Origin of the sequence: Spirillospora sp. NPDC047418 (genome assembly GCF_040643275.1) — a bacterium.
In the GTDB taxonomy this organism is placed as follows: Bacteria; Actinomycetota; Actinomycetes; order Streptosporangiales; family Streptosporangiaceae; genus Spirillospora.
Genome location: NZ_JBEYTW010000078.1, coordinates 30,970 through 42,388, shown reverse-complemented (window position 1 = coordinate 42,388; position 11,419 = coordinate 30,970). Strand labels below are relative to the sequence as shown.

Annotated in this window: 10 protein-coding genes; 2 read left to right on the top strand and 8 right to left on the bottom strand. The window is 69.9% G+C overall.

Translation table 11 applies throughout. The annotated features are described in order from the left end of the window. Positions 1–136 precede the first annotated feature (136 nt). The 7 genes from clpB to ABZ806_RS34065 all read right to left on the bottom strand — a co-directional run bounded on the left by clpB (position 137) and on the right by ABZ806_RS34065 (position 7,897). A complete protein-coding gene (gene clpB / locus ABZ806_RS34095; RefSeq protein ID WP_500221576.1) occupies positions 137–2,734 on the bottom strand; it encodes an ATP-dependent chaperone ClpB in 2,598 nt (865 codons plus the stop codon). Positions 2,735–2,774: 40 nt separating this feature from the next. After that, positions 2,775–3,221 carry a heat shock protein transcriptional repressor HspR gene (locus ABZ806_RS34090; protein WP_500221575.1) on the bottom strand — a complete coding sequence of 149 codons (447 nt, stop codon included), beginning with the start codon at positions 3,219–3,221 and terminating at the stop codon, positions 2,775–2,777. Between the two features lie 7 nt (positions 3,222–3,228). Further along, entirely contained in the window at positions 3,229–4,407 is a 1,179-nt protein-coding gene (gene dnaJ, locus ABZ806_RS34085; protein ID WP_500221574.1) for a molecular chaperone DnaJ, read from the bottom strand. Between the two features lie 92 nt (positions 4,408–4,499). Continuing rightward, complete coding sequence (gene grpE, locus ABZ806_RS34080; protein ID WP_500221578.1) at positions 4,500–5,156, bottom strand: nucleotide exchange factor GrpE; 657 nt, start codon at positions 5,154–5,156, stop codon at positions 4,500–4,502. Continuing rightward, the gene (gene dnaK / locus ABZ806_RS34075) at positions 5,150–7,006 is read right to left on the bottom strand and encodes a molecular chaperone DnaK (RefSeq protein ID WP_500221573.1); all 1,857 of its coding nucleotides are present in this window, start codon (positions 7,004–7,006) and stop codon (positions 5,150–5,152) included. Before dnaK ends, grpE begins: the two co-directional genes overlap by 7 nt. 301 nt (positions 7,007–7,307) lie before the next feature. After that, entirely contained in the window at positions 7,308–7,559 is a 252-nt protein-coding gene (locus ABZ806_RS34070) for a hypothetical protein (protein WP_500221572.1), read from the bottom strand. Continuing rightward, entirely contained in the window at positions 7,556–7,897 is a 342-nt protein-coding gene (locus ABZ806_RS34065) for a hypothetical protein (RefSeq protein WP_500221571.1), read from the bottom strand. The genes ABZ806_RS34070 and ABZ806_RS34065 overlap by 4 nt, the downstream gene beginning before the upstream one ends. 379 nt (positions 7,898–8,276) lie before the next feature. Here ABZ806_RS34065 and ABZ806_RS34060 point away from each other — a divergent pair, with 379 nt between their 5' ends. Together ABZ806_RS34060 and ABZ806_RS34055 are read left to right on the top strand one after the other, a co-directional pair. After that, positions 8,277–9,140, top strand: a complete 864-nt coding sequence (locus ABZ806_RS34060) for a helix-turn-helix domain-containing protein (protein WP_500221570.1) — start codon at positions 8,277–8,279, stop codon at positions 9,138–9,140. Continuing rightward, complete coding sequence (locus ABZ806_RS34055; RefSeq protein WP_500221569.1) at positions 9,127–9,333, top strand: DUF397 domain-containing protein; 207 nt, start codon at positions 9,127–9,129, stop codon at positions 9,331–9,333. Before ABZ806_RS34060 ends, ABZ806_RS34055 begins: the two co-directional genes overlap by 14 nt. A gap of 472 nt (positions 9,334–9,805) precedes the next feature. Here ABZ806_RS34055 and ABZ806_RS34050 read toward each other — a convergent pair whose 3' ends face one another. After that, complete coding sequence (locus tag ABZ806_RS34050) at positions 9,806–11,149, bottom strand: MFS transporter (protein ID WP_500221568.1); 1,344 nt, start codon at positions 11,147–11,149, stop codon at positions 9,806–9,808. Positions 11,150–11,419: the final 270 nt, after the last annotated feature.

The window sequence follows — 11,419 nt, the reverse complement described above, 5'->3', positions numbered from 1 at the left end:
TACCTATCTATAAATAATCTTTAATAATCCTCGACGGCACCGTGATGGGGTGCGGGGCCGCTCCGGGCAGGCCGGCACGCTGGGTAAACGAACGGGCCGGTGCGCGATCGCGCACCGGCCCGTCGAACCCCGGACCCTACTTCGTGAAGGAGAGGCCGCTCCTCGGCTCGACCGTCAGCCGGTCGGCGGCCTCGTCGAGGTCGACCACGACCTCGTCGCCGTCGCGGACCTCCCCGGAGAGCAGCTCGCGGGCGAGCTGGTCGCCGATCGCCGTCTGCACGAGCCGGCGCAGCGGCCGCGCCCCGTACAGCGGGTCGTAGCCGGTCAGCGCCAGCCATTCGCGCGCGGCGGGCGTCACTTGCAGCGTCAGCTGCCGGTCGGCGAGCCGGTCGCCCAGCTTGTCGACCTGCAGGTCCACGATGCGGGTCAGCTCGGTCGTGGAGAGCGCGTCGAACAGGATCACGTCGTCGAGGCGGTTCAGGAACTCCGGCTTGAACGAGTTCCGGACGGCGTTCCACACCGCCTCCCGCTTCGCCCCGTTCTCCAGCGTCGGGTCCACGAGGAACTGCGACCCGATGTTGGACGTCAGGATCAGGATCGTGTTGCGGAAGTCGACCGTGCGGCCCTGCCCGTCCGTCAGCCGGCCGTCGTCCAGCACCTGCAGCAGGATGTCGAAGACCTCGGGGTGCGCCTTCTCCACCTCGTCCAGCAGGACCGCCGAGTACGGGCGGCGCCGGACGGCCTCGGTGAGCTGCCCGCCCTCCTCGTAGCCGACGTATCCGGGCGGCGCGCCGACCAGCCGCGCCACGGAGTGCTTCTCGGAGTACTCGCTCATGTCGATGCGGGTCATCGCCCGCTCGTCGTCGAACAGGAACTCCGCGAGCGCCTTCGCCAGCTCGGTCTTGCCGACGCCGGTCGGGCCGAGGAACAGGAACGAGCCGGTCGGACGGTCCGGGTCGGAGATGCCCGCGCGGGCGCGGCGCACCGCGTCCGACACGGTGCGGACCGCGGCCTCCTGCCCGATCAGGCGCCTGCCCAGCTCGTCCTCCATGCGGAGCAGCTTCGCCGTCTCGCCTTCGAGCAGCCGGCCGGCGGGGATGCCCGTCCACAGCGCGACCACGTCGGCGACGTCGTCCGGGCCGACCTCCTCCTTGACCATCGCGTCGCGGTTCTCGGCCGCCTCCGACGCCTCCTCCAGCTGCTTCTCCAGCGCCGGGATCTCGCCGTAGGTGAGTCGCGCGGACGTCTCCAGGTCGCCGTCGCGCTGGGCGCGCTCGGCCTCCCCGCGCAGCTGGTCGATCGTCTCCTTGATCTCGCCGACCCGGTTCAGGCTCGCCTTCTCCTTGTCCCAGCGGGCGACGAGGCCGGTGAGGTGCTCCTGCTTGTCGGCGAGGTCCGCGCGCAGCCGGTCGAGCCGCTGCCGGGACGCCTCGTCGGTCTCCTTGGCGAGGTTCAGCTCCTCCATCTTCAGCCGGTCCACCGAACGCTGCAGCTCGTCGATCTCCACCGGACGGGAGTCGATCTCCATCCGCAGCCGGGACGCGGCCTCGTCCACCAGGTCGATGGCCTTGTCCGGCAGGTACCGGGAGGTGATGTAGCGGTCCGACAGGGTCGCCGCCGCGACCAGCGCCGAGTCGTTGATCTGCACCTTGTGGTGCGCCTCGTAGCGGCCCTTCAGCCCGCGCAGGATCGCGATCGAGTCCTCCACGGTCGGCTCGCCGACGAAGATCTGCTGGAAGCGGCGCTCCAGCGCCGGGTCCTTCTCGATGCGCTCGCGGTACTCGTCCAGCGTCGTCGCGCCGATCATGCGCAGCTCGCCGCGCGCCAGCATCGGCTTCAGCATGTTGCCGGCGTCCATCGCGCCCTCGGCCGCGCCCGCCCCGACGACGGTGTGCAGCTCGTCGATGAACGTGACGATCTGCCCCTCGGACTCCTTGATCTCGTTCAGGACGGCCTTCAGCCGCTCCTCGAACTCGCCCCGGTACTTCGCGCCCGCGACCATCGCGCCGAGGTCGAGGGAGACGAGCTTCTTGCCGCGCAGCGACTCGGGCACGTCGCCCGCGATGATGCGCTGCGCGAGCCCCTCCACCACGGCGGTCTTGCCGACGCCGGGCTCACCGATGAGCACCGGGTTGTTCTTCGTCCGGCGCGACAGCACCTGCACGACCCGGCGGATCTCCGCATCGCGGCCGATGACCGGGTCGAGCCGCCCGTCGCGGGCCGCCGCCGTCAGGTCGACGCCGTACTTCTCCAGCGACTGGTAGGTGCCCTCGGGGTTCTCGCTGGTGACGCGGGCGTGGCCGCGCACCTTCTCGAACGCGTCCAGCAGGGCCTGCGGCGTCGCGCCGAACTCCTTCAGCAGGCCCGCCGCGGGGCCGCCGTCCGCGGCGAGGCCGACCAGCAGGTGCTCGGTCGAGACGTACTCGTCCTCCAGCTGCTGCGCCCGGTTCGCCGCCGTGTTGATCGACCGCTGGAGCTGCACCGCGAGCCGCGGCGACGACACCGTCGACCCCTGCGCCTTCGGCAGCGCGGCGAGCTGCTCCTCCGCCCGCCGCTTGATCGCCTGCCAGTCGGCGCCGACCGCCTCCAGCAGCGGCACCGCCGTCCCGTCCGGCAGCGCGATCAGCGCCACCAGCAGGTGCTGCGGCTCGACCTCGGGGTGCCCCTCCGCAGCCGCCCTGCGGACCGCGACCGACACCGCCTCCTGGCTCTTCTGCGTCAGCTTGTAGTCCATGTCCTGTCCCCGTGAATGTGCTGTGCTTACCCGGTGTCGCTTACTCGGTGTTCCGTTCGTGCCAGACGACGACGCTCGTATGCCTGATGGGCACCAGGTCGGCGCCGGGAGTGCCGGTCGGCTCGCCGTGCCGCCGCTGCTGCGCCAGCCGCGCCGCGACCGCGCGGGTCGACTCGAGTTCGTTCGCGAGCTCCTCCAGCGCGGCGTGCGCCTTCACGAGCTCCTCGCGGAGCCGCACGTTGTCGCGCTGCAGCTCCAGGATGTGCTTGATGCCGGAGAGGTTGATGCCCTCCTCCTGGGAGAGCCGCTGGATCTCCCGCAGCATCACGATGTCGCGCATCGAGTAGCGGCGGCCCCGGCCGGCCGTCCGGCCGGGGCACACCAGGCCCATCCGGTCGTAGGTCCGCAGCGTCTGCGGATGCAGCCCGGACAGCTGCGCCGCCACCGAGATCACATAGACCGGAGTGTCATCGCCGAAGGGGTCCATGAGGGTCTCACTCCTGTCTGGCCTTCTGGAGCACGTCGGCGCGGAGGTCCTCGCCGCCGCCCGCCTCGCGGAGCTTGGCCAGCGCCTCCCGCGACTGCTCGTCCAGCTTCGGCGGGACGTGGACGTCGACGGTGACCAGCAGGTCGCCCTTCGTCCCGTCGCGCCGGGGCGCGCCGCGGCCCTTCACCCGGAACTTGCGGCCGTTCGGCGTGCCCTCCGGCAGCCGCAGCGTGACGGGCTGCCCCTGGAACGTCGGCACCCGGATCTCGGCGCCGAGCGCCGCCTCGGGGAACGTCACCGGGATCGTCAGCGTCAGGTTGTCGCCGCTGCGCCCGAACACCGCGTGCGGACGCACCTTGATGTTCACGTACAGGTCGCCGGCCGGGCCGCCGTTCTCGCCGGGCGCGCCCTTGGCCTTCAGCCGGATCTTCTGCCCGTCCGCGACGCCCGCCGGGATGCGCGCCTGGATCGTGCGGGTGCCGGTCGCGCGGCCGCTGCCGTGGCAGATCGGGCACGGGTCGTCGACGACGAGGCCCCGGCCGCGGCACTCCTTGCACGGCTCCTGGAAGCCGAAGTTGCCGAGGTTGCGGGTCTCGTGCCCGGTGCCCTCGCAGTTCGGGCACACCCGCGGCACCGTGCCGGCCTTCGCGCCCGTCCCGCGGCAGCTGTCGCAGGCGGCCTCGCTGGTCAGCTTGATCGGGACGGTCACGCCGTTCATCGCGCGGCCGAACGACAGCGTCACCTCGGTCTCGACGTCCGCGCCGCGCCGCGCGCGCCGCGTCGTCCCCGTGGTGCGGGTGCCGCCGCCGCGGCCGAACAGGCCGCCGAACAGGTCGCCGATGCGCTCACCGGCGCCGCCCGGCTGCGTCCCGGTGCCGCCGCCGCCCTGGCCGAACAGGTCGCCGAGGTCGAACCCGAACCCGCCGCCGCCCTGCTGGCCGCGGAACCCGCCCGGCATCGACCGGACGGAGTCGTACTCCTTGCGGCGCTTCTCGTCGGACAGCACGTCGTACGCCTCGGAGACCTCCTTGAAGCGCTCCTCGGCGTCGGCGTCCCCCTTGTTGGCGTCCGGGTGGTACTTGCGCGCCAGCTTCCGGTAGGACTTCTTGATCTCCTCCTGCGAGGCCGTCTTCGCGACACCGAGGACCTTGTAGTAGTCCTTCTCCAGGTAGTCCTTGGTGCTCACGGCGCCCCGCCTTCTGCTATCGCCACTTGCCACATGCCTTCATGCCCCCGTGTGGGCCCGCCCCGCTTCACGTGGGACGGGCCCGTGGGGCCTCATTCGCCCGATTCGCCGTCCGGGCCGCCCGCCTCGCCGGCGGACTCCGCCGCGTCCGGGTCGGGGTCGGCCACCGCGACGCGCGCCGCCCGCAGGATGCGCTCGCCGATCCGGTAGCCGGGCTGCAGGACGTCCACGACACTCGTCTCGGTCACCTCGGGCGAGAGCGAGTGCATGAGCGCCTCGTGCACGTTCGGGTCGAAGGGCTCGCCCTTCTCCCCGTACCGCACCAGGCCGAGCTTGCCGGTGACCGCCTCCAGGCTCTCCGCGACGGACCTGAACCCGCCGGTGAGCTCGTCGTGGTCACGGGCGCGGCCGATGTCGTCCAGGATCGGGAGCAGTTCGGACAGCACCTGCCCGAGGGCCTGCTCGCGGACCGCGACCCGGTCGCGCTCGACGCGCTTGCGGTAGTTGTCGTACTCGGCCTTCAGCCGCTGGAGGTCGGCGACCCGCTCCGAGAGCTGGGTCTGCAGCGCGGAGACCTCCTCGCCGGCGGCCTTGCCTGCCTTGCCGGCGCCCCCGTCGGCCGGGGCCTCCGGGGCAGGCGGACCCCCCGCCTGCGCCCGGACTTCCCCCGTTTCGGGGTCGATGCGCCGCTTGTCGCGGATCACCGGACCCTCCTTCTCCTCGCCCTCGTTGTGGGAGGGCGTCACGATGCGTCCTTGGGCTTGTCCTCGTCCACGATCTCCGCGTCGACGACCTCGTCGTCCTGCGGCCCCTGCGCGTCGGCGGTGGGACCGTGGTCCTCGGCGCCCGCCTGAGCGCCCTCGGGGTTCTGCGCGTACATCGCGGCGCCCATCTTCTGGCTGATCTGCGCGAGCTTCTCCGCAGAGCCCTTGATGGCGTCGACGTCGGTGCCCTCCAGGGCCTTCTTCACCTCGGCGACCGCGTCGCTCACCTCGGTCTTCAGCTCCGCGGGGACCTTCTCGTCGTTCTCCCGCAGGAACTTCTCGGTGGAGTACGCGAGGGTGTCGGCCTGGTTGCGGACGTCGGCCTCCTCCTTGCGCTTGCGGTCCTCCTCGGCGTAGTCCTCGGCGTCGCGCATCATCTTCTCGATGTCGTCCTTGGGCAGCGCGCTGCCGCCCGTGATGACCATCGACTGCTCGCGGCCGGTGCCCTGGTCCTTCGCGCTGACGTTCACGATGCCGTTCGCGTCGATGTCGAAGGTGACCTCGATCTGCGGGACGCCGCGCGGCGCCGGCGGCAGACCGGTCAGCTGGAACGTGCCGAGCTTCTTGTTGTACGCGGCGATCTCGCGCTCGCCCTGGTAGACCTGGATCTCCACGGACGGCTGGTTGTCGTCGGCGGTGGTGAACGTCTCCGACCGCTTGGTCGGGATCGTGGTGTTCCGCTCGATGATCTTGGTGAAGATGCCGCCCTTGGTCTCGATGCCGAGGCTGAGCGGGGTCACGTCCAGCAGCAGGACGTCCTTGACCTCGCCCTTCAGCACGCCGGCCTGCAGGCTGGCGCCGATCGCGACGACCTCGTCCGGGTTGACGCCCTTGTTCGGCTCCTTGCCGCCGGTCAGCTCCTTGACCAGCTCGGACACCGCGGGCATCCGGGTCGAGCCGCCGACCAGCACGACCTGGTCGATCTTGTCGACGCCGATGCCGGCGTCCTTCAGCACCGAGTGGAACGGCGCCTTCGTCCGGTCGAGCAGGTCGGAGGTCATCCGCTGGAACTCGCCCCGGGTGAGCTTCTCGTCCAGGTGCAGCGGGCCCTCGCTGGACGCGGTGATGTAGGGCAGGTTGATCTGCGTCTCGGACGAACCGGACAGCTCGATCTTCGCCTTCTCCGCGGCCTCGCGCAGGCGCTGCAGCGCCATCTTGTCCTTGGACAGGTCGACGCCGTTGGCGTTCTTGAACTTCTCGACCAGCCAGTCGACGACCTTCTGGTCCCAGTCGTCGCCGCCCAGGTGGTTGTCGCCGCTGGTGGCCTTGACCTCGACCACGCCGTCGCCGACCTCCAGCAGGGAGACGTCGAACGTACCGCCACCGAGGTCGAAGACCAGGATGGTGGCCTCGTTCTCCTTCTCCAGGTGGTAGGCGAGCGCCGCCGAGGTCGGCTCGTTGATGATGCGCAGGACGTTCAGGCCCGCGATCTGGCCGGCCTCCTTGGTGGCCTGCCGCTGGTGGTCGGAGAAGTAGGCGGGAACCGTGATGACCGCGTCGGTGACGGTCTCGCCCAGGTAGGACTCGGCGTCCCGCTTCAGCTTCTGGAGCACGAACGCGCTCATCTGCTGCGGGTTGAAGTCCTTGTCGTCGATCTTGACCTTCCAGTCGGTGCCCATCTCGCGCTTGACCGACCGGATGGTGCGGTCCACGTTGGTGACCGCCTGGCGCTTGGCGACCTCGCCGACGAGAACCTCGCCGTTCTTGGCGAAGGCGACGACGGACGGCGTGGTCCGCGACCCCTCCGCGTTCGCGATGACGGTGGGCTCGCCGCCCTCCAGAATCGCGACGACCGAGTTGGTCGTCCCGAGGTCGATGCCGACCGCACGTGCCATGTTCTCGTCCTCCGTCTTTTCCGGTTAACCCCGTTGCCGGTGTCATGCAGCCCCGGTCGCCGCCGAGGGCGCGGCCGGTTCGTCTTCTGTCCGCAAGATTGCCCGGATCGTGGTCCCTTGTCAAATGACTTGAGCCGACCCGACTCAACTTTGCTGACGACCTCTACAACAGGACGATTGAGCCACCTATTCCGGTTCCCCGAACGACCCCGCCGACGCAGAGATCGCCTGGACGGAGGAGCACGCGCCCGCCTGTCGTCCCCCGTCAGGAGGACCACCTCCTCCCCACGGCCCGGGGACGTCACCACCTCGTCCACATGACCCCGGCGTCGTCGCGCCGAGCGTGGCCGACGAGGCCGAGGACGATGTACTCGCTCTTGCCGTACAGGGACACCGTGACGAGCCGGACGGCACCGCACACACCCGTGGCCGCCCCGCGAAGAGCGAGATCGACATGGGTGAACGCGGCGTCCATGTCGTCGGTCACCCCGGCGTGGCCGTTCCCGACGTCCCAGGCGTACATCCGCGGCGGCACGTCCGCCCGTCCCTTCACCGCCAGCCCCCGATCAGGACGCGCCGCCGCCGCTTCGGCCGTCCATGGCCCGGCCGCGCCGATTCGCGGGGCCGTGAGGGAGCGGCCGGACGCCCCCGCAGCTTCCGTCCGATGGGCGGGACCGTCCGCCGGACGGCGAGGACCGCGCGGATTTCGTCGGCGAGAAGCCGAGGGGTGACCGCCTCCACCAGACGATCGTCGACCAGCGCCCACCAGTGCCCGGTGTAATCGCCGAGCCATGCCCGGACGCCGGGGAAAGCGGCCTCCAGCTCCCGCCGGATCTGGTCGGGGTCGACGTAGACCCAACTCGTTGCGGAGCAATCAGCTAGGTTGCCCATAGATCGGACCTCACTCCGATTGAGGCCCCGGGCGTCATGGTGTTGCTGCACCTGTCCGGGGCCGCCCTATGTCTACGAGCGCGCAGGGGCGCGACTCGCTGTTGTCGCGCCACGCGACCGGGAGCCCGGGGGTGAGCCCCCGGCCGCGCGACACCCGCCGGCACGAACTCGCAGACGCCGCACCAACGGTCCACGTGATCACCGTCCGCACCTGGGGGCAGTGCGGCGATGGCCACGCTGTGCGCTCTCGCAACTGCGCTGAGTGGCTGAACGCACTCGCCTATCATGACCCGCACTTGTGCGGAGCGCCAGTGTTAGCGTGAAAGATCTGTTACGAATTGGCCACGCATGGTGATCGCTCTGATGGAAGGCTGCTCCCATGCCTGTTGAGCACGGACCGACCGCACGGCATCGCCGACTCGCGGCCGAGCTGCGACGCCTTCGTGAGGCGGCAGACCTGACACCCGAGGTGACCGCCGGCATCCTCGGCTGGAGCCGAACCAAGCTCGTACGGATCGAGACAGCCAAGAGCATGCCTTCCGTCGGCGACGTCGAGCGCATCCTCGACGTCTACGGAACCGACTATGCGACGCGGGCGGCGCTGCTCCAGCTCACCCGCGACGTTCGCACGCGTGGTTGGTGGGCGGCGTTCGGCGACGTCCTGGCCGGCGGCTACGCCGAACTGGAGGACGCCGCCGATCGCATCCGGATCTGGCAAACGGAAGTTGTTCCGGGTGTACTCCAGACCCCTGATTACGCTCGTGCCCTGATCGCGGGGACATTTGCGGACGACCGGGATGAGATCGACCGGAGGTTGCAGGCGCGGATGGCAAGACGTGCACGCTTCGCACGTACAGACGCCCCCGAACTGGACATCCTCCTGGCAGAAGAGGTCTTCCGTCGGCCGGTCGGCGGGCCGACTGTGATGATTGGCCAGCTCACTGCACTCCTGGAGGCGATGGAACACGCGTCGATAGCTGTTCGCGTCGTCCCGATCCCGCTCGGATACCGGCCTGGGCTCGGCGAGGGCTCAGTGGAAATTTTTGAGTTCTCAGCGCCTCTGGAACTCGACACCGCACATGTGGAAACTATGGGAGGAAGTATGTACATCGAGGACATTGCGCAAGTGCGACGCTGTGGCTCGATGCTGGACCGCATCGCGGACGTGGCGTTGTCTCACGATGAGACGGTGGCGCTCATGACCACTATCCGGGAGGAGTTCCGAGTTCATGACCAGGCCTGAGCTCTTGGCCGAGCCTCAGTGGCGTATCAGCACCCACTCGGGCGGAGGCAACAGTTCGTGCGTGGAGGTGGCGCTGAACGTTCCTGGTGTTGTGGGTGTTCGTGATTCGGTGGATCCGGATGGACCCGTGCTGGTGTTCGGGCCGTCCGCATGGCGTGTGCTGACTTCGCGGATCAAGAACGGCGAGGTGTAATCGAGGCGTCAGGGGTGGCGGACGGCCTTCCAAGCCCACTGCCTGCGGCCTTGGGCCGCCCTGGGTGACCGTCGGCGGTTCGCCGTCGCGGGACTCGGCGCGCGCCCATGAGCCGTCGCCCGACCACATCAGCGCCACCGTGTGCCGTCGCCCTCGTCGGTGAAGCCGTGCCGGACCCCACGCGTGATGCCGCAGCGTCCCATCGTCCTGCTTGGTGGGCGCCGCCGCGCCGGGCCGCCACGTTGTTGATCTGCGGCGTGTTGTTGTTTTGGGTGCGCTCATAACAACAACACGCCGCAGGTCAACGCATCCGGTGAGTGTTGGTCGCCGTCGGCGCCAGGTCGCCGCTCACCAGCGCTGGCTGCTGCCTGCCCAGCGAGATCGCCGTCCCGGTTGCGACCATCGGATGCGCGCCGACCGGCCGGTGGGCTGCGCCCGGCCGGAGTTCGGGCGGGCGCAGGCCGGTGCGGGGTTAGCCGAGGGGCTCCTGTGTCTGCTCGGCGGGTATGGAGAATCGCCAGGCGATGAACCCGGCCGTTGCGAGGCCGGTGGTCGCTAGGAGGCTGGCGGTGAGGAACGGGTCGGTACCGTTCAGGGCCGGGGCGAAGCCGATGCCGACGTAGAGGGTGATCCCGGTGGAACCGCCCAACTGGTCGGCGGCTCGTTGTACGCCGGAGGCGATGCCGGCGTCGTCTTCGGTCACGCCGGTCACCGCGACGTACTGCAGGCCGACGATTCCGAGCCCCATCCCGGCGGCGATCAGCACCATGGCCGGGATCAGCGCCGGGCCGGTGGCTTCCAGGCGGGCGACCAGTGCGATGACGATCATGGCCGCCGCGGTGAAGCCGATGCCGGCCAGGACGCAGGCTCGCGCGCCCCACCGTCCGAGCAAGCGGGGAACCAGCACCGAGGCCACGATCAGGGACACCGCCAAGGGCAGCATTGTCAGACCGGCCTGGAGTGGGCCGGCGCCCAACCGGTCCTGCAGGTAGTAGGTGAACAGCAGGAACGAGGCGGACAGGGCCGCGCTCAGCAGGGCGGTGGCGAGGTTGGCCAGGACGCGCGGCCGGTTGCGGAAGAACCGCAGAGGCACGAGCGGGTTCCGTGAACGGCATTCGACCTTAATGAACAAGGCGCCCGCCGCTACCGCACCGACCAGCGCGACCGGCGGCAGCCATGGCAGCGTGCCGTTCGCCTTCCCCGCCTCGACGACCCCGAGGGTGAACAGCAGTGGGGCCGCGGTCAGCAGAAACGCCCCGGGGACGTCCAGCGGTGTGCGCTCGGCGGGCCGTTCGCCCGGTATGAGAAACACCACCGCGGCGAGCACGACCAGGATGAAGGGCACGGACACCAGGAAGACCCACCGCCAGCCCAGCAGCTCGGTGATGATGCCGGAGACCACGAACCCGAGGACGAGACCGCAACTCGCGACGGCCGCCCATACGCTCAGCGCCCGCGACCTGCGCGGTCCCTCGGGGAACATGAGCACGATCACCGCCATCGCCGCCGGCAGCGCGATAGCTTCACCGGCCCCCTGCAGCAGCCGCGCCGTCACCAGCACGGCGAAGGACGGCGCGAGCCCGGCCAGCAGGGATGCGGCGCCGAACAGCGTTGTGCCGAGCAGGAGGATGCGACGCCTTCCGAGCACGTCGCCCAGTCGGCCGCCGAGCATCAGCAGCCCGCCGCCGGTGATCGTGTACCCGACCACGACCCAGGTCAGTGCGTGATCGTCGACGCCGAAGCCGGCGCCGATCGAGGGCAGGGCGACATTGACCACGGTCACGTCGACCGCGATGAAGAACTGCAGCATGGCCATGCCGCACAGCACTGGCCACGCGCGCGCTGGGGACGATGCGTCCCGGCGCGAAGAGAGAATGCCTGAAGGCATCAAGCGCTCCGTTGCTCAGAAGAAGTTCCGAGCAGCACGAACGTGCCGCTTCGGATCGTCCACGAAGCGGCGGAACGTTCAACGAGAAGTGAGACGAACGCCCCGCCGCTAGCGGAGCGTCCTCGTCACTGCGGCGCAGGCGGCCGCGCACGAAGCGCCGGACATGCCGCCGATGCTACCGACTTCTGCCGTGAAGTT

Excerpts from the sequence above, each read along its gene's own strand:
- ABZ806_RS34050 (WP_500221568.1), bottom strand. The coding sequence starts at position 11,149 with ATGGCCATGCTGCAGTTCTTCATCGCGGTCGACGTGACCGTGGTCAAT.
- dnaK (WP_500221573.1), bottom strand. The coding sequence starts at position 7,006 with ATGGCACGTGCGGTCGGCATCGACCTCGGGACGACCAACTCGGTCGTC.
- ABZ806_RS34065 (WP_500221571.1), bottom strand. The coding sequence starts at position 7,897 with ATGGGCAACCTAGCTGATTGCTCCGCAACGAGTTGGGTCTACGTCGAC.
- clpB (WP_500221576.1), bottom strand. The coding sequence starts at position 2,734 with ATGGACTACAAGCTGACGCAGAAGAGCCAGGAGGCGGTGTCGGTCGCG.
- ABZ806_RS34060 (WP_500221570.1), top strand. The coding sequence starts at position 8,277 with ATGCCTGTTGAGCACGGACCGACCGCACGGCATCGCCGACTCGCGGCC.
- ABZ806_RS34055 (WP_500221569.1), top strand. The coding sequence starts at position 9,127 with ATGACCAGGCCTGAGCTCTTGGCCGAGCCTCAGTGGCGTATCAGCACC.
- ABZ806_RS34090 (WP_500221575.1), bottom strand. The coding sequence starts at position 3,221 with ATGGACCCCTTCGGCGATGACACTCCGGTCTATGTGATCTCGGTGGCG.